Genomic DNA, 16,443 nt, shown 5'->3' with positions numbered 1-16,443 from the left:
GGACCCAGCGATCCGGCCGGCGGCGCACGGCTACCAGGAGGAACCATGGAATACCGCGATACCGATCCCGCCATCCCCACGCTGACGCAAAAGATCGATACCTATAACGAACCGCCGGTGCTGACCGAGGTCGTCGCCCGGGCCGCGGCTGCCCTGCCGCCGGACCCCGTCCTGCGCGCCGCCCTGCAGGCCGAGCTGGAACACACCGTCCAGCGGGCCCTGGACCAGGCCATGGCCCACGTCCGGCAGTCGCTGGAAGCCGAATTGCCGGACCTGGTCGACCGCGTCGTCCGCCGCCTGCGTCCGGGCTGAGACGCCGCCCGGCCGCGGGGCCGGCCTGCTGGTGGAACGCCGCGTGCGTCCGCCGGTCGAAGCAGCAGGCGGCGACGATCGCCATCTACCGCAGGAAGGCCGTCTGCGTTAATCTGTGTTCACTCGCCGTTATAATTCAGGGAACTGTCAGGCCGCGTTGACGTCAAAGCACCATAGCCATCGCGGAATGGCCCCCTATCAGGAGCTCGTCACATGAACGATTATCGTCCTTCCCCCTTCAATCGCGCCGGCGCCTACGCCAGCGTACCGGGCGAGGTGGTTCGCAATCGCGTCCTGCGCAATACCTACTGGCTGCTCGCCCTTTCCCTGATCCCGACGGTGCTGGGCGCGGCGGTGGGCCTGTACACCGGACTGAATCAGGTCATGGGCGCCAGCCCCGGGCTGTCGGCCATCATTTTCCTGGTGGGCGCCTTCGGGCTGATGTTCGCCATCGAGAAGAACAAGGAATCCAGCCTGGGCGTCGTCCTGCTGCTGGCCTTCACCTTCTTCATGGGCATCATGCTGTCGCGCCTGCTGGGCTTCGTGCTAGGGCTAGGCAATGGCTCGCAGCTGATCATGATGGCCTTCGGCGGCACGGCGGTCGTGTTCGGCGCCATGGCCACCATGGCGACGACCATCAAGCGCGACCTGTCCAATATGCAGAAGTGGCTGTTCACGGGCGCCATCATCATCCTGGTGGCGGCGCTGGCGAATATCTTCCTGCAATTGCCCGCGCTGATGCTGACCATCTCGGTCCTGGCGATCGTGATTTTCTCGGCCTTCATGCTGGTGGACCTGCAGCGCGTCGTGAACGGCGGCGAAACCAACTACGTTTCCGCCACGCTGGCCATCTACCTGGACGTGTACAACGTCTTCTCCAACCTGCTGATGCTGCTCAGCGCATTCAGCGGCGGCAACCGGAACTGATCGCCGACCGGCGGCACTTCCGATTCCGTACCGCGGCGGGGCCATCGGCCCCGCCGCCGACAGATTCAGGGCTCGCAATGAGCCCCTTTTCTTTTCGGAGTACACGCGCATGCCGACCCGCCGACGTTTCCTGCTGAACGCACCCATCGCCGCGCTGGCCCCCGGATGGATGCTGCATGCCGTGCCGGCCCACGCCCAAGGGGCGGCGGGAGGCGCGGCGGCCATGCACCGCCGGGCCATCCCCTCGACGGGCGAACAACTGCCCGTCATCGGGCTGGGCACCGCCGACACGTTTGACGTATCGCCAGGGAATACGGCCGAACTGGCGCCGCTGCAGGACGTCACCCAGCAGTTGCTCGCCGCGGCGGGCCAAGGCGCCATCATCGATACCGCGCCCAGCTACGGCAACGCCGAAGCCGTCACCGGCGAACTGCTGGCCCGCGTGCAGGGGCGCGACCGGGTCTTCCTGGCGACCAAGATCGGCACGACCGGGCGCGACGGCGGACTGCGCCAGGTGCGCAATTCGGAAAGCGCGCTGCGCACGCGCAAGCTCGACCTGATCCAGGTCCACAACCTGATCGACACCGCCACCCAGCTGGCCCTGCTGCGCGAACTGAAGCAGCAAGGCGTGACACGCTACATCGGCATCACGCACTACACGGAATCCGCCCAGGACGACCTGACCGCGCTGGTGGAGCGCGAGAAACCGGATTTCGTGCAGATCAACCTGTCCGTGACGGCCCGTGGCGCCGAAAAGCGCTTGCTACCCGCCTGCCAGGCGAACGGGGTGGCCGTGCTGATCAACCGCCCGTTCCAGGACGGCGCCCTGTTCCGGCAGGTCAAGGGCAAGCCCCTGCCCTCCTGGGCAGCGGATATCGACTGCACCTCCTGGGCGCAGGTTTTCCTGAAGTTCATCGTCGGCCACCCGGCGGTGACGGCGGTCATACCGGCCACGTCCAAGCCCGCCAACATGCAGGACAATCTGCGCGCCGGCTACGGGCGGCTGCCCGACGCCGCCATGCGCGAACGCATCGCCGGCCTGTTCGCCTGACGCGCCGTGGCGGCCATCCAGCAGCGCCTGCGGCGCGCGCTGAACATCCAAGCCGGCGAAGGCGTCGCGGCGGTCTGCGGCTTCGCTTTTTTCTTTTGCCTGTTCACCGGCTACTTCATGCTGCGGCCGATACGCGAGACGCTGGGGATCGCCGCCGGCGTGGACAAGCTGCAATGGCTGTTCACCGCGACCTTCGTGGTCATGCTGGCCGCGGTCCCCTGCTTTGGCTGGCTGGCGCGGCGCGTGCCGCGCGCCAGCTTCGTGACCTGGACCTACGGCTTTTTCGCCGCCACGCTGGTGGCCTTCGCGGCCTGGTTGTACGCGCGGCCGGATGATCTCTGGGCGGCGCGCGGGTTCTACGTCTGGCTGTCGGTGTTCAATCTGTTTGTCGTGTCGGTGGCATGGAGCCTGATGGCGGACGTCTTCCGGACCGCCCAGGCCAAGCGCCTTTTCGCCTTTATCGCGGCGGGCGCCAGCACGGGCGGGCTGACGGGACCGGTGCTGGGCGCGGCGCTGGCCGGAACGCTGGGCGCCCCGGGCCTGATCCTGCTATCCGCGCTGTTCCTGGGGCTGACGCTGCCCATGAAATCCTGGCTGATGCGCTGGCGGACGACGGCAGGCGCGGGGGCCGGGGCCGAGCCTGGCGAACCCGGACCTGAATCGCCCGACCGTCCCATCGGCGGCGGCATCCTCGCCGGCGCGACGCGCACCTTCGGTTCGCCGCTGCTGCTCGGGCTGGCGGCATTCGTCGTCCTGCTGGCCACGGCGAGCACCTTCCTGTACATGGAACAGGCGCGCCTGGTGGCCGATGCCTTTACCTCGTCCGCCGAACGCATACGCGTGTTCAGCGCGCTGGATTTCGCGGTGCAGGCCCTGTCCATGGTGACCCAGCTGTTCCTGACCGGCCGCCTGGCGCAGCGCCTGGGCGTCACCTTCCTGCTGACCGCCGTGCCGTTGATCATCTGCGCCGGCTTCCTGGTGCTGGCCGTCGCGCCGGTCTTTGTCGTGCTGGCGGTGGTGATGGTGCTGCGCCGCGTGGGCGAATATGCCCTGGTGCGGCCGGGCCGCGAAATGGTGTTCACCACGGTGGATGCCGAAGCCAAGTACAAGGCCAAGAATTTCATCGATACCGTGGTCTATCGTGCCGGCGATGCGGCCAGCGCATGGGTGAAGACGGGCGTGGATGCGCTAGGCCAGGGCGCGGCGCTGGTGGCGCTGGTCGGAGCGGCCTGCGCCGCGATCTGGGCCGCTTGCGGTTATTTGCTGGGCAGGCGGGCCGACAGGCGCCGCGTCTGAAAATCCAGCAGCACGCGGCGCGTCGCCAGCGGGCGGCCCGCCAGGATTTCGCCCAGGCGGTCGCGCAGGGCCTGGCGCAGCCGGGGTTCCCCCGCTGCGTCGTCGAAGTCCGGCGTGGCGGCATCCAGCCCATAGCCGGTTTCGTTCAACAGCGTCCATTCGAAGCGTCGCAGCGCGCCGGCTGCCGGCGTGCCGCCGGCCAGCTGGGTCAAGGCGGTATCGTAGGCGTCGAACAGCACCGGATGCGCGTCTTCACGCGGCAGCAGCCGCAGCAGCAATTCGTTCATGTACCAGGCCGACATCAGCGGAGCGCCGCCCAGCGGCCGGATGCCGGCGACTTCGGCGCGGGTAAGCGTTTTCACCTCGCCGGCGCCGGACCAGGACAGCATCAGGGGCTGGAAGGCCGACAGCACCGGACGCAACGCCGAATACGGCCGCTTGGCGCCCTTGGCCACCAGCGCCACGCAGCCGTGATCGCGCGAGAAGGTCTGCACGATCAACGAGGTTTCGCGCCACGGCGTGGCGTGCAGCATGTAGCCGGTCGTGTCCTGGACGCGGGTGCCGCGTTTACTCATATCCCAGGTCGCGCAGCGCCTCTTCGCGGTCGGACCAGCCCTTGCGCACCTTGATGTAGATTTCCAGGTGCACCGGCTTGTCCAGCATCTTCGCGATTTCCAGGCGTGCCTCGGTGGCGATGCGCTTCATGTGCTGGCCGCCGGCGCCCAGCAGGATGGGCTTGTGGCTGTCGCGCTCGACGACGATACAGGCGGCCACGCGCGCGCCCTTGTCGTTCTCTTCCCACTGCTCGATGACGACCGTGCAGCCATAGGGCAGTTCATCGCCCACCAGGCGGAAGATCTTTTCGCGCACCAGTTCGGCGGCGATGAACCGCATGGGCCGGTCGGTCAGCGTGTCGGCTTCGAACATGTGTTCGCCTTCCGGCAGGCGCTTGGCGATTTCGTCCAGCAGGTCGTCCAGTTGCCGGTTGCGCTCGGCGCTGATCGGTATGACGGCGCCGTAGTCGTGCAGCGCGCTGACCTTGGCCACGTAAGGGTACAGGCTGTTCCTGTCCTTCATGGCATCGACCTTGTTCACCGCCAGGATGGCGCGGTCGCCGGCCGGCAGCAGCGGCAGCAGCTTGGCGTCGCCTTCCGACCACTTGCCGGCCTCGACCACGTGCACGACCACGTCGACGTCGGCCAGCGCCTGGGTCACGACGCGATTCATCATGCGGTTCATGGTGCCGCCATGGCGGGTCTGGAAGCCCGGCGTATCGACGAACACGAATTGGTCGGCGCCGCGGGTCAGGACGCCGTGGATGCGATGGCGCGTCGTCTGCGCCTTGCGCGACACGATCGATACCTTGCCGCCGATCAGCGCGTTGTTCAACGTCGACTTGCCGACGTTGGGGCGTCCGACGATGGCGACGAAGCCGCATCGGGTAGGTTGTTGCTGGTCGGTCATTTGGTTTCTTGGGCTACGGCCACCGGCAGCGACAGCTGCGCGGTCTTGCGCGCGCGCGGCGCGCGACGGCCGGCCTTGGGTGGACTGGCGGCCAGCGCGGCGTCCAGCGCCAGCTTGGCGGCGGACTGCTCGGCGGCGCGGCGGCTGGCGCCGGGGGCGGTCACCTTGATGTCCAGCGGCGCGATGGCGCATTCGACTTCGAACTGCTGGCTGTGCGCGGCGCCGTGCGTGGCGATGACCGTATAGACGGGCAAGGCCATCTTGCGGCCCTGCAGGAATTCCTGCAGCAGCGTCTTGGCATCCTTGCCCAGCGTCTTGGGGTCCACCGTCGCCAGGACGGGCTGGTACTGCTTGGCGATCACGCGGCGCGCGGCATCGAAGCCGCCGTCCAGGAAGACGGCGCCGAAAATGGCTTCCAGCGTATCGGCCAGGATGGAAGGACGGCGAAAGCCCCCGCTTTTCAGTTCGCCTTCGCCCAGGCGCAGGTCCTGGGAGAGGTCGAGCTTTTGCGCGATGTCGGCCAGCGAGGCCTGCTTGACCAGATTGGCGCGCAGGCGGGACAGATCGCCTTCGTCGATCTTGCTGAAACGCTCGAACAGCATGGACGCCACGACGAAATTCAGGACGGCGTCGCCCAGGAATTCCAGCCGTTCATTGTGGCGCGCACCGTGGCTGCGATGGGTCAGCGCCTGCTCCAACAGGGCCGCATCGCGGAAACGGTGGTCCAGACGGGTTTGAAGCGCGTCGAGCGACATGTCAATGGAATCGTCCGATCCGGCTCAGATCGGAAAAATTCATCCAGATGAAGAAGGCCTTGCCCACGATATTACCGTCCGGAACGAATCCCCAGTAGCGGCTGTCCGCGCTATTGTCGCGGTTGTCGCCCATGGCGAAGTATTCGCCCGCCGGCACCTTGCAGCGCACGCCGTTGCGGCTGTACTGGCAGTTGTCCAGGTGCGGGAACTGCCATATGGGCCCATATTCCTGGAATTTATCCTCATCCAGCAGGATATCGTGGGTAACGTCGCCCAACGTCTCCTTGTACCGGTTGATATAGGCCACCCGGTCCGGCTCGAAATAGTTGCCGTCGCGCGTATGTTTCACTTCCTGGCCGTTTACATATAGTTTCTTGTCCAGGTAGGCAATTTCGTCACCGGGCAGACCCACCACGCGCTTGATGTAGTCCACGTCCGGGTCGACGGGGTAGCGGAACACGATCACATCGCCGCGCTGCAGGTCGCCGGTGTTCATCACCTTCTTGTCGATGATGGGCAGGCGGATGCCGCGGCTGAATTTGTTCACCAGGATCAGGTCGCCGGATTCCAGCGTGGGCAGCATCGAACCGGAAGGGATGCGGAACGGCTCGACCACGAAGGACCGCAGCATGAACACGAACAGGATCACCGGAAAGAAGCTGACCGCGTACTCCACCCACCATGGCACCCGCGTGGCGGATTCCACCGCTTCGCGGCGCAGCCTTTCGGTTTCCTGGGGGTCGCCGATCACCGCGGGGTCGAAGCGCGCCGCGGCTTCTTCTCCCTTGCGGCGCCGCGCCTTGCGCAAGACGGTGATGTCCAACAGCCAGATGATGCCGGTGACGACCAGCAGGACAAACAGGATCAGCGCAAAGTTCCAGCTCATATGTGATGCCTTCTCGCTCTTTATTTATTACTTGTCTTCCACCTGCAGGATGGCCAGGAAGGCCTCCTGCGGGATTTCCACGCTGCCCACCTGCTTCATGCGCTTTTTCCCGGCCTTCTGCTTTTCCAGCAGCTTTTTCTTGCGGGTGATGTCGCCGCCGTAGCACTTGGCCAATACGTTCTTGCGCAGGGCCTTGACGTTCTCGCGCGCGATGACTTCCGCGCCGATGGCGGCCTGGATGGCCACGTCGAACATCTGGCGCGGAATCAGGCCGCGCATGCGCGCCACCACGTCGCGCGCGCGGTAGCGCGCGTTGCTGCGGTGGACGATCATGGAAAGCGCGTCGACCTTGTCGCCGTTGATCAGCAGATCCACGCGCACCACGTCGGCCGAACGGTATTCCAGGAATTCGTAGTCCATCGACGCGTAGCCGCGCGAGACCGACTTGAGCTTGTCGAAGAAGTCCAGCACGATTTCCGCCAGCGGGATCTCGTACACCAGATGCACCTGCCGGCCGTGGTAGCTCATGTTGACCTGCGCGCCACGCTTGTTGTTGCACAGGGTCATTACCGGGCCGACGTACTCCTGCGGCATGAACAGGGTGACCTTCACGATGGGCTCGCGGATTTCCGCGATCTTGCCCACTTCCGGCATGCGCGACGGACTTTCGATGGTGATCACTTCGCCATCGCGCTGCTCGACTTCGTACACCACCGACGGCGCGGTGGTGATGATGTCCATGTCGAACTCGCGTTCCAGCCGCTCTTGCACGATTTCCATGTGCAGCAGGCCGAGAAAGCCGCAGCGGAAGCCGAACCCCAGCGCCTGCGAGACTTCGGGCTCGAACATCAGCGCGGCGTCGTTCAGCTTCAGTTTTTCCAGCGAGTCGCGCAGCTGGTCGTATTCGCTGCTTTCCACCGGATACAGGCCGGCGAACACCTGCGGCTTGACTTCCTTGAAGCCCGGCAACGCCTGGGTGGCGGGCCGGCCGACCAGGGTGATGGTGTCGCCCACCTTGGCGTGGGCCAGTTCCTTGATGCCGGCGATGACGAAACCGACCTCGCCGGCGCTCAGGGCCTGGCGCTGGACGGACTTGGGCGTGAACACGCCGACCTGTTCGCACAGATGGGTGGCGCCCGACGCCATCAGCAGGATCTTGTCCTTGGGCCGCAGCACGCCGTTGACGATGCGCACCAGCATGACCACGCCGACGTAGTTGTCGAACCAGGAGTCGATGATCAAGGCCTGCAGGGCATCGTCCGCGCTGCCCTTGGGCGGCGGCACGTCGCGCACGATGGTTTCCAGGATGTCGTCGATGCCCATGCCGGTCTTGGCGCTGGCGGCGATCGCGCGCGACGCGTCGATGCCGATCACGTCCTCGATTTCCTGGCGCGCGCCTTCGGGATCGGCCTGGGGCAGATCCATCTTGTTCAGGACCGGCAGCACCTCCACGCCCAGCTCGATGGCCGTGTAGCAGTTGGCCACGGTCTGCGCTTCCACCCCCTGCGAGGCGTCGACCACCAGCAGCGCGCCTTCGCAGGCCGACAGCGAACGGCTGACTTCATAGGAAAAGTCGACGTGCCCCGGGGTATCGATCAGGTTCAGGTTGTAGACCTGGCCGTCGGCGGCCTTGTACTCCAGCGCCGCCGTCTGCGCCTTGATGGTGATGCCGCGCTCGCGCTCGATGTCCATGGAATCGAGCACCTGCGCCGACATCTCGCGATCCGCCAACCCGCCGCAGCGCTGGATCAGGCGGTCGGCCAGGGTCGACTTGCCGTGATCGATGTGGGCGATGATGGAAAAGTTGCGGATATGGCGCATAACGGATCGTAAAGAGGGGGAATGGTGCACCAATAAGGAGGGGGCGCCATGCGCCCCCTCTTTGTGGCAACCAGCGATTTTAGCCGGTCTTGCGGCTACTTGCCGGGCTGGATGACCACCCACTGCGTTTGGTCGCCCCGGCGGATCAGCACCGGCACCGGCTTGGCCTTGTCAACCTTGCCCGCGACCTGCACGAACTGGTCGGGCGCGGTGATGTCGGTGTCGCCCACCGACAACACGATGTCGCCTTCCTGGATGCCGGCCTGGTCGGCCTGGCCGGTCACCCCGCGCACCATCACGCCGCCCTTGATCTTCAGCTTGCTCTGGGTGGCCGTGGGCACGGGCACCACCGTCAATCCCAGGGCGGTGGAGGATGCGGGTTCCTTTTCCGGCTCGGGCTTCTTGGACGCGGCGGGGCTTTTGCTCTGCGGGATTTCCGCGACCTTGACGTTGAGCGTCAGGTTCTTGCCCTTGCGCCAGACCTGCAGGGGCGCCGTGGTGCCCGGCTTGGTTTCGCCGACCATGCGCGGCAGGTCGGACCAGCGGGCGATCGGCTTGTTGTTGAAGCGCAGGATCACATCGCCCGGCTGCACGCCGGCGGCATCGGCGGGGCTGTCGCCTTCCACGCTGCTGACCAGGGCGCCCTCGGCCCGGGCCAGGCCCAGGGCGGTGGCCACTTCATTGGTGACTTCGCCGATCTGCACGCCGATGCGGCCGCGGGTCACCTTGCCGGTGGCGCGCAGTTCGTCCACCACGCGCATGACCTCGTCGATCGGGATAGCCAGGGAAATACCCATGAAGCCGCCGCTGCGGGAAATGATCTGCGAGTTGATGCCGATGACTTCGCCCTGCAGGTTGAGCAGCGGGCCGCCGGAGTTACCCGGGTTCACCGCCACGTCGGTCTGGATGAAGGGCAGGTATTCCCCGGTATCGCGGTTGATGGCGCTGACGATGCCCGCCGTCACCGTGGAATCCAGGCCGAAGGGCGAGCCAATGGCCAGCACCCACTGGCCCTTCTTGATCTTGGTGTCGTCGCCGATCGGCAGGAAAGGCATGTCCTTGGCGTCGATTTTCAGCAGGGCGACGTCGGTACGTTCGTCGGTGCCGATCACCTTGGCCTTGAATTCGCGGCCGTCGGTCAGGGTGACGAAGATGTCCGTGGCGTCGCTGACCACGTGGTTATTGGTGAGCACGTAGCCGTCGGCGGATATGAAGAAGCCCGACCCCACGCCGCGCGGCACCGTGCGTTCCTGCGGCTGCTGTTGCTGCTGCGGCTGCTTGGGCTGCTGCTGGCGGTCGCGCGGCCGCTGGCCGGGCATGTCCGGCATGCCGGGAGGCTGGAAATCCGGCCCGAAGAAGAAACGGAACAGATCGTAGGGATCCTGGGGGCCGCTGCGCACCGGCACGGTGGCGGTGGTACGGATGTTGACCACGGCCGGATCGGCCTTTTCGACGATGGAGGTGAAATCCGGCAGCATCATCGCCGGATTGCCGGTGGCGGTCTGCGCCGCGCTGGCAGGCGCCTGCACGGCGGCCCCGGCGACAAGGGCGGTCAGCAGCACGGCGAGGCCGCGGCGCAGGGACCGGCGGCCGGCTTCCATTTCAAGAGAGAAAAACCGCCGGACGGGCAATTTCGACACGGTGGACAGGATCATTCAATGCTCCGGGCAAGCCCCTTCGGGGCTGTCTGCTATTTACTTGGGCGGGGCCGCTGGCGGCACGTATTCCGTGGCCTTGGCAAGCTGTTCCAGCGTGGCTGCGGGGACTTCCCCGAGCACGGTGACCCAGTAATCCGCAATCCGCATACCGTAGACGTTGATCGGCCCGCGCCGGTAGGCGCCATGGGGCTGATGACGGTTGCGTTTCTTGTCATAGGGCTCGATGAACACGGAAATCGCTGCCAGGCCATCCGACAATACCAGTTGGCTGACGGCGTCGCCATGGGCCATGGTACGCCCGACCTGCGAAACCGGGTTGAAACCGGGAGGATAGGGAATGCGCCAGCCTTGCGCCGCCAGGTCCAGCGGCGTCATGCTGCCCTGCAGGACCTTCCAATCCTTGGTGTTCCAGTGCGATTCCAGCTGGGTATGGTCGACCGCCGGTCCCAGCCGCAGCGCGGTGAAGGCCACCTGCTCCAGCACGGTGGCGTTCCCGGACAAGGTCTGCGCCTTCAGCAGCAGGTCGTTTTCGGTGTCCGCGCACAGGCGATAGCCGTAGCGGTCCTTGTCCAGCGGCTCGATGGTGATGATGCGGCATTCGCGCCCGGCGACCCGATGCGGGGCCGGCTGCATGAGCACGCGGTAGTACTTGGTGAGCGCCGCGGGCGACCCCAGCAGCAGCCCGGGGAACTGTTCGGCGCGCTTGTGCTGGACCAGGATGGTTTTGTGTTCCGGCACCAGGCACTGGATATCGTCGTTGCGCCGCAGGTATTCGCGCGGCTGGCCGTCCAGCACTTCGATGCGTTCGCGTTCGCCGCTGCCGTCCACCACGTGGACCACGCGCGAGGACTGGATGGTTTCGCCCTGCTGATAGGTGAAGATGCCGGAGTAATCCAGCTTGGAGGCCGCGTCCTGGATGCGCGCCAGCAGGGCCTGCGCTTCGGCTTCGGGGACGGCGACCGCGGCGGGCTGCGTCGACTGGGCATGCGCCAGCCCCACGCCCAGCGTGAGAAGCGCGGCGGCCAGCGCGGCGGCCCAGCCGGAGGTCGCCGAGGCGACCGCCTGCGCATGGCCGCGGCTGACCTTGCCCGGCGGGGTCGCCGCCGTGCGGGAAAAGGGCCGGATTGAGGGGGTAACGACCGCCGGAACGGTCATCAGCGCCCCGCTCCGACATCGAAGGACACCTGGCGTATCGCCGACGGGCCGGCCAGTTGCCGATGCGCTTCCAGGTAGTCGCTCAGGCTGGGATCGTCGACGGAAACGCTGCTGGCGTCGGCCAGCACACGGGTTTCGGGCGTCGGGGCGTCGCTGGTGCCGGCCAGGTAGGGCTGCGCGACCCAGGCCACGGAGGCGACGGCGGCCGCCACGGCGAAGCCCGACAGGCCGAAGCGCCAGGTCGGCCGCAGCGAGCGGCGCCGGCGCGGCGCGACGATGGGCAGTTCATTGGCCAGCGCGGCCGACAGGCGGGCCTGGAAGGCCGTCGACGGGGAAATGGACAGCTCCGGATTACGCAGGACATCACCGATCAGGTGATACGTATCCCAGGTTTCCCGGCCTTCGGCCACTTCCAGGCCATCCAGCCAGTCCTCGGTTCCTTCGCCGTCCATCCATGCGGACACCGAGTTTTCCCAGCTGGTGTCCTCGGCGCGGACGGAAGCAGTTGATCTTTGCATGACTCCAGCTCCTTACCAACGACGATCGCCGTCGTTTCCAAGCAGGGGCCGCAAACGTGCGGCCACCGCTTCCCGAGCGCGGAATATGCGGGATCGGACTGTACCGATCGGGCAACCCATGCTCTGGGCGATATCTTCGTAACTCATACCTTCAATTTCCCGCAGGACGATAGCCGTGCGCAATTCCTCGGGCAAGCCCTGTATGGCCGCGTTGACGGTTTCCGCGATTTCGCGGCTGGCGACCATGGATTCCGGGGTGCTGATATCGCTTAGGTTGTCGGTTTCATTAAAAGTTTCACCGTCCTCATTTTCTACGGCATTGGGCGCGCTGGGGCGTCGGCCATTGGACGCCAGCCAGTTGCGGGCCGTATTGATGGCGATGCGGTACAGCCAGGTATAGAACGCGCTATCCCCGCGGAATTGCGGCAGCGCACGGTAGGCCTTGATGAAGGCTTCCTGGGCCACGTCCTCGATTTCCGCCTGGTCGCGGATCATGCGGGAAAGCAGCCGCATGATCTTGCGCTGGTACTTCAGCACCAGCAGGTCGAAGGCTTTCTTGTCGCCGCGCTGAACGCGGGCGACCAGTTCGGCGTCGATGTCGCGTTCGCTCATGGCGTCCCCACCGCGCGGCGCGAGGGCGTGCGGCACAGCCGGCGGGCGGTCAGCATGCAGGTCCGGCGCCAGGCCGGCGCGGGGAGCGCATCCTGCCAGACGGTAAAGGTGACGCAGCGCCCCAGGGACGACGGACTGCCGCCGCCGGCGCCGCGGGCTCCCACACGCGCCCGCAGGGTCAGCCAGCGCGGACCGCGCCACGCGGCCGTCCATTCGGCCGGATACCAGCCGTCGCGCAGCCGCAGGTGGAAGGCGCCGTCGCGGTCCATGCGGACGGCGCGGACGGCATGGCTGGCGCCTGGCCGGCCGGCGGAACGCCGCCGCCACAGGAGCGCGGCGCCGGCGGCCACGCCGAGGATAGCGCCAACGACTGCCAGCAAGGACACTGAAAGCATGCCCTGCCAGCGCAGCGCCGACAGGGCCGAGACCAGGGCCGCCGCCATCATGGCGCCGTCCAGCCATGCGGCCAGACGGGGCCGCAAGATCGGTACGCGCAACGTCCAATCAGGGTGCACGCAGGCTCCCTTACATTCGCCGCACGGCCATCGATCCGTTGGTGCCGCCAAACCCGAACGAATTGGACAGCGCAACGTTGATGGTCATCTCCCTGGCTTCGTTCGCGCAGTAATCCAGATCGCACTCCGGATCCTGGTTGAAGATATTGATGGTGGGCGGGGAGACCTGATTGTAGACGGCCAGCGTGGTGAAGACCGCTTCGATACCGCCGGCGGCGCCGAGCAGGTGGCCCGTCATCGACTTGGTGGAATTGATCACGAGCTTGCGCGCATGATCGCCGAAGGCGAGCTTCAAGGCGTCCGACTCGTTCCTGTCGCCCAGGGGCGTGGACGTGCCGTGCGCGTTGACGTACTGCACGTCTTCCGGATTCAGGCCGCCGTTGCGCAAGGCATTGAGCACCCCGCGGCGCGGACCGTCCTTGTCGGGGGCCGTAATATGGTGCGCGTCGGAGCTCATGCCGTAGCCGACGAATTCGCCATAGATGCGGGCGCCGCGTTTCCTGGCATGCTCGTATTCTTCCAGCACCACCACGCCTGCGCCTTCGCCCAGCACGAAACCGTCGCGGTCGCGATCCCACGGACGCGATGCGGTGGCCGGATCGTCATTGCGCGTGGACAGCGCGCGCATCGCGGCGAACCCGCCGATGCCCAGGGGCGAAACGGTGGATTCCGCGCCGCCCGCGACCATGACGTCGGCATCGCCGTACTCGATCATGCGGGCGGAATCGCCGATGCTGTGCAGGCCGGTGGTGCATGCGGACACCACGGCGTAGCTGGGCCCCTTGAATCCATACATGATGGACAACTGGCCCGAAATCAGGTTGATCAAGGCGCCCGGCACGAAGAACGGCGAGATGCGGCGCGGACCGCGCGCCAGCAGATCGGTCTGGGTTTCTTCGATGCGCGGCAAACCGCCGATGCCGGAGCCGATGATGACGCCGATGCGTTCGGCATTGGCCTCGGTGACCTCCAGGCCGCTGTCGCGCCAGGCCTGGACACCGGCCGCCAACCCGTAATGGATAAAGGTATCCATCTGCCGGGCTTCCTTGGCAGGCATGTATTGCGTGACGTCGAAATCGCGGACTTCGCCCGCGATATGAGTGGTCAGCGCCGAAGGATCGAAACGGGTAATACGGCTGATGCCGGAACGTCCGTTGACGATATTGTCCCAGGCGCTGGACACGTCATTGCCCACGGGGGACACGATGCCGAGTCCGGTGATGACGACGCGTCGTTTCACGGATGACTCCTAAACAGACAAAAGAAAGGCGGCCTGGAATACGCCGCTTGCGCGGAAAAGAGCGTCACGAGGCAGGCTGTCGCCGCCCCGCGCAGCACCCGCGCGGCATAGTCCAAAAACCGCCCTGGTTCCCGACGTGGCGCCGCGCGCCGCGCAAGGAAAGACAGGCTCTGATCGCTTACTGCTTGCCGTGCGAATTGATGTAGTCAATCGCTTGTTGCACGGTCGTGATTTTCTCGGCCTCTTCGTCGGGGATCTCGGTCTCGAATTCGTCTTCGAGGGCCATGACCAGCTCAACCATGTCGAGCGAATCGGCACCGAGGTCGTCAAGAAAGGAAGACTCGTTCTTGATCTCGGCTTCATTGACGCCAAGTTGTTCAGCGACGATCTTCTTGACGCGCTGTTCGATGCTTTCCATGCAGATCTCCAATTGGGAAAAATCCCGCGAATTATAGCCAAGCGCAGCTTAATGCCAACGCCGGGCTGTGACAAAAATGGATTCCCGTTCGGCAGGCCATCCGGCGCGCCGGTCGGGATCCGGAAATTACATATACATGCCGCCGTTCACGTGCAGCGTCGTGCCGGTAATGTAACCGGCCTGCGGCCCCGCCAGGAACGCGACCGCGTGGGCGATGTCGCCCGGCGAGCCCAGCCGGCCCAGGGGAATCTGCTGCAGCAGGGCCGCCGTCTGGGTTTCCCCCAGCACCCGCGTCATATCGGTATCGATGAAACCGGGCGCCACGCAATTGACGGTAATGTTGCGGCTGCCCAGTTCGCGCGCCAGCGCACGCGACATGCCCGCCACGCCGGCCTTGGCGGCGGCATAGTTGGCTTGCCCGGCATTGCCGCTGGAACCGACCACCGACGTCACATTGATGATGCGGCCCCAACGGGCCTTCATCATGCCACGCATGACCGCGCGCGACAGGCGGAATACCGCCTTCAGGTTGGTATCGATGACCGCGTCCCAGTCCTCGTCCTTCATGCGCATGGCGAGCGTGTCGCGCGTGATCCCGGCGTTGTTCACCAGGATATGCGGGCCGCCTTCCTTGGCGAGCTCATCCACCAGCGCATCGCAGGCCTGGTCGTCGGTAACGTTCAGGACGACGCCGCGGCCCTTGAAGGGCGCCAGCGCCTCGCTGATGGTGTCGGCGCCGGTCGCCGACGTCGCGGTACCGATGACGGTCGCGCCGCGGGTCGCGAGCTCATGCGCGATGGCCTTGCCGATGCCCCGGGTGGCGCCGGTCACCAGCGCGATCTTTCCTTGCAGTTCCATGGAGGCTTCCTCAGTGAGACCCGACGGCGGCCAATGCCGCTTCCAGCGAGGCGGGATCGGTGATCGCGAGACCGGTCAATTCGCCATCGATGCGCTTGACCAGGCCGGTCAGCACCTTGCCCGGACCGCATTCGATGATGTGCGTGATTCCCTGCGCCTTCATCGCCTGGATGGTCTCGACCCAACGCACGGGGTGCCAGGCCTGGCGCACCAGCGCGTCGCGGATCGCGGCCGGATCCGCAGGGGTGGCGACATCCACGTTGTTCAGCACCGGCATGGCCGGCGCCCCCACCTTGACTTCCGCCAGGGCCCGGGACAGCACGGCGGCCGCCGGTTCCAGCAGGCTGCTGTGGAACGGCGCGGAAACCGGCAGCAGCAGCGCCCGCTTGGCGCCCGCGGCCTTGGCGGCTTCGCACGCGCGTTCGACGGCGGCCTTGTGTCCGGCGATCACGACCTGGGCGGGCGCATTGAAATTCACGGCTTCGACCACTTCACCCTGGGCTGCCTGGGCGCAGGCGGCACGCACCGCGTCATCGGCCAGGCCCAGGACGGCGGCCATGGCGCCCGTGCCGACGGGAACGGCGGCCTGCATGGCGTCGGCGCGGATGCGCACCAGGCGCACGGCGTCTTCCAGCGCCAGGGCGTGGGCGGCGGTCAGGGCCGCGTATTCGCCCAGGCTGTGGCCGGCCACCATGTCCGGCGCGCGGCCGCCGGCGGCCAGCCAGGCCTGGTACATGGCCACGCCGGCCGTCAGCATGGCGGGCTGGGTATTGGTCGTCAGGTTCAGCTGCTCGGCCGGCCCTTGCGCGATCAGCGCGCCCAGGTCCTGCGACAGCGCCGCCGAAGCACGCGCCAGCACGTCGGCCACCGCCGCGTTACCCTGCCAGGCATCCAGCATGCCGACCGATTGCGAACCTTGCCCGGGAAATACGAAAGCGATTTTCATCGATGAACGAT

At 66.3% G+C, this 16,443-nt stretch carries 18 protein-coding genes; 4 read left to right on the top strand and 14 right to left on the bottom strand.

All coding sequences use genetic code 11. The features are described from left to right. The first annotated feature begins 45 nt into the window (after window positions 1-45). From CAL26_RS07955 to CAL26_RS07940, 4 genes are all read left to right on the top strand, one after another. Entirely contained in the window at window positions 46-312 is a 267-nt protein-coding gene (locus CAL26_RS07955; RefSeq protein WP_094846376.1) for a hypothetical protein, read from the top strand. A 213-nt stretch (window positions 313-525) separates the two neighbouring features. Continuing rightward, window positions 526-1,239 (top strand): Bax inhibitor-1/YccA family protein, encoded by a 714-nt coding sequence (locus tag CAL26_RS07950; protein WP_094846375.1) that lies wholly within the window; start codon window positions 526-528, stop codon window positions 1,237-1,239. Window positions 1,240-1,348: 109 nt separating this feature from the next. Further along, on the top strand, window positions 1,349-2,290 hold the full coding sequence (locus CAL26_RS07945) for an aldo/keto reductase (RefSeq protein ID WP_094846374.1): 942 nt from the start codon (window positions 1,349-1,351) through the stop codon (window positions 2,288-2,290). A 6-nt stretch (window positions 2,291-2,296) separates the two neighbouring features. Beyond that, a complete protein-coding gene (locus CAL26_RS07940; RefSeq protein WP_218831521.1) occupies window positions 2,297-3,586 on the top strand; it encodes an NTP/NDP exchange transporter in 1,290 nt (429 codons plus the stop codon). Here CAL26_RS07940 and recO read toward each other — a convergent pair. The 14 genes from recO to fabD all read right to left on the bottom strand — a co-directional run bounded on the left by recO (window position 3,547) and on the right by fabD (window position 16,432). Then, on the bottom strand, window positions 3,547-4,161 hold the full coding sequence (gene recO / locus CAL26_RS07935; RefSeq protein ID WP_094846373.1) for a DNA repair protein RecO: 615 nt from the start codon (window positions 4,159-4,161) through the stop codon (window positions 3,547-3,549). The genes CAL26_RS07940 and recO overlap by 40 nt on opposite strands. Then, a complete protein-coding gene (gene era, locus CAL26_RS07930) occupies window positions 4,154-5,050 on the bottom strand; it encodes a GTPase Era (RefSeq protein WP_094846372.1) in 897 nt (298 codons plus the stop codon). The genes recO and era overlap by 8 nt, the downstream gene beginning before the upstream one ends. Next, window positions 5,047-5,805, bottom strand: coding sequence for a ribonuclease III (gene rnc, locus CAL26_RS07925; protein WP_094846371.1), 759 nt, complete (start codon window positions 5,803-5,805; stop codon window positions 5,047-5,049). Before rnc ends, era begins: the two co-directional genes overlap by 4 nt. Window position 5,806: 1 nt before the next feature. Next, window positions 5,807-6,691, bottom strand: a complete 885-nt coding sequence (lepB, locus tag CAL26_RS07920; protein ID WP_094846370.1) for a signal peptidase I — start codon at window positions 6,689-6,691, stop codon at window positions 5,807-5,809. A gap of 27 nt (window positions 6,692-6,718) precedes the next feature. Next, entirely contained in the window at window positions 6,719-8,512 is a 1,794-nt protein-coding gene (gene lepA, locus CAL26_RS07915; RefSeq protein ID WP_094846369.1) for a translation elongation factor 4, read from the bottom strand. A 95-nt stretch (window positions 8,513-8,607) separates the two neighbouring features. Then, window positions 8,608-10,113, bottom strand: a complete 1,506-nt coding sequence (locus CAL26_RS07910) for a DegQ family serine endoprotease (RefSeq protein ID WP_256988325.1) — start codon at window positions 10,111-10,113, stop codon at window positions 8,608-8,610. Window positions 10,114-10,206: 93 nt separating this feature from the next. Next, the gene (locus CAL26_RS07905; protein ID WP_094846367.1) at window positions 10,207-11,325 is read right to left on the bottom strand and encodes a MucB/RseB C-terminal domain-containing protein; all 1,119 of its coding nucleotides are present in this window, start codon (window positions 11,323-11,325) and stop codon (window positions 10,207-10,209) included. Further along, complete coding sequence (locus CAL26_RS07900) at window positions 11,325-11,843, bottom strand: sigma-E factor negative regulatory protein (RefSeq protein ID WP_094846366.1); 519 nt, start codon at window positions 11,841-11,843, stop codon at window positions 11,325-11,327. The genes CAL26_RS07905 and CAL26_RS07900 overlap by 1 nt, the downstream gene beginning before the upstream one ends. A 12-nt stretch (window positions 11,844-11,855) precedes the next feature. Then, complete coding sequence (gene rpoE, locus CAL26_RS07895; RefSeq protein ID WP_086064072.1) at window positions 11,856-12,455, bottom strand: RNA polymerase sigma factor RpoE; 600 nt, start codon at window positions 12,453-12,455, stop codon at window positions 11,856-11,858. Further along, window positions 12,452-12,970, bottom strand: a complete 519-nt coding sequence (locus CAL26_RS07890; protein WP_179283291.1) for a hypothetical protein — start codon at window positions 12,968-12,970, stop codon at window positions 12,452-12,454. Before CAL26_RS07890 ends, rpoE begins: the two co-directional genes overlap by 4 nt. Before the next feature lie 10 nt (window positions 12,971-12,980). Beyond that, window positions 12,981-14,210, bottom strand: coding sequence for a beta-ketoacyl-ACP synthase II (gene fabF, locus CAL26_RS07885; protein WP_094846364.1), 1,230 nt, complete (start codon window positions 14,208-14,210; stop codon window positions 12,981-12,983). Window positions 14,211-14,388: 178 nt separating this feature from the next. Beyond that, on the bottom strand, window positions 14,389-14,628 hold the full coding sequence (gene acpP, locus CAL26_RS07880) for an acyl carrier protein (RefSeq protein ID WP_003813816.1): 240 nt from the start codon (window positions 14,626-14,628) through the stop codon (window positions 14,389-14,391). Between the two features lie 126 nt (window positions 14,629-14,754). Continuing rightward, window positions 14,755-15,486, bottom strand: coding sequence for a 3-oxoacyl-ACP reductase FabG (fabG, locus tag CAL26_RS07875; protein WP_094846363.1), 732 nt, complete (start codon window positions 15,484-15,486; stop codon window positions 14,755-14,757). Between the two features lie 10 nt (window positions 15,487-15,496). Continuing rightward, window positions 15,497-16,432, bottom strand: a complete 936-nt coding sequence (gene fabD, locus CAL26_RS07870; protein WP_094846362.1) for an ACP S-malonyltransferase — start codon at window positions 16,430-16,432, stop codon at window positions 15,497-15,499. Between the last annotated feature and the right edge of the window lie 11 nt (window positions 16,433-16,443).

It is taken from the genome of Bordetella genomosp. 9 (assembly GCF_002261425.1).
GTDB lineage: Bacteria > Pseudomonadota > Gammaproteobacteria > Burkholderiales > Burkholderiaceae_B > Bordetella_C.
Note: the sequence above shows the minus strand (reverse complement) of the source record. Positions and strands in the feature narration are given on the sequence as shown.

Excerpts from the sequence above, each read along its gene's own strand:
- CAL26_RS07955 (WP_094846376.1), top strand. The coding sequence starts at position 46 with ATGGAATACCGCGATACCGATCCCGCCATCCCCACGCTGACGCAAAAG.
- CAL26_RS07950 (WP_094846375.1), top strand. The coding sequence starts at position 526 with ATGAACGATTATCGTCCTTCCCCCTTCAATCGCGCCGGCGCCTACGCC.
- CAL26_RS07945 (WP_094846374.1), top strand. The coding sequence starts at position 1,349 with ATGCCGACCCGCCGACGTTTCCTGCTGAACGCACCCATCGCCGCGCTG.
- recO (WP_094846373.1), bottom strand. The coding sequence starts at position 4,161 with ATGAGTAAACGCGGCACCCGCGTCCAGGACACGACCGGCTACATGCTG.
- era (WP_094846372.1), bottom strand. The coding sequence starts at position 5,050 with ATGACCGACCAGCAACAACCTACCCGATGCGGCTTCGTCGCCATCGTC.
- rnc (WP_094846371.1), bottom strand. The coding sequence starts at position 5,805 with ATGTCGCTCGACGCGCTTCAAACCCGTCTGGACCACCGTTTCCGCGAT.
- lepB (WP_094846370.1), bottom strand. The coding sequence starts at position 6,691 with ATGAGCTGGAACTTTGCGCTGATCCTGTTTGTCCTGCTGGTCGTCACC.
- lepA (WP_094846369.1), bottom strand. The coding sequence starts at position 8,512 with ATGCGCCATATCCGCAACTTTTCCATCATCGCCCACATCGATCACGGC.
- CAL26_RS07910 (WP_256988325.1), bottom strand. The coding sequence starts at position 10,113 with ATGGAAGCCGGCCGCCGGTCCCTGCGCCGCGGCCTCGCCGTGCTGCTG.
- CAL26_RS07905 (WP_094846367.1), bottom strand. The coding sequence starts at position 11,325 with ATGACCGTTCCGGCGGTCGTTACCCCCTCAATCCGGCCCTTTTCCCGC.
- CAL26_RS07900 (WP_094846366.1), bottom strand. The coding sequence starts at position 11,843 with ATGCAAAGATCAACTGCTTCCGTCCGCGCCGAGGACACCAGCTGGGAA.
- rpoE (WP_086064072.1), bottom strand. The coding sequence starts at position 12,455 with ATGAGCGAACGCGACATCGACGCCGAACTGGTCGCCCGCGTTCAGCGC.
- acpP (WP_003813816.1), bottom strand. The coding sequence starts at position 14,628 with ATGGAAAGCATCGAACAGCGCGTCAAGAAGATCGTCGCTGAACAACTT.
- fabG (WP_094846363.1), bottom strand. The coding sequence starts at position 15,486 with ATGGAACTGCAAGGAAAGATCGCGCTGGTGACCGGCGCCACCCGGGGC.
- fabD (WP_094846362.1), bottom strand. The coding sequence starts at position 16,432 with ATGAAAATCGCTTTCGTATTTCCCGGGCAAGGTTCGCAATCGGTCGGC.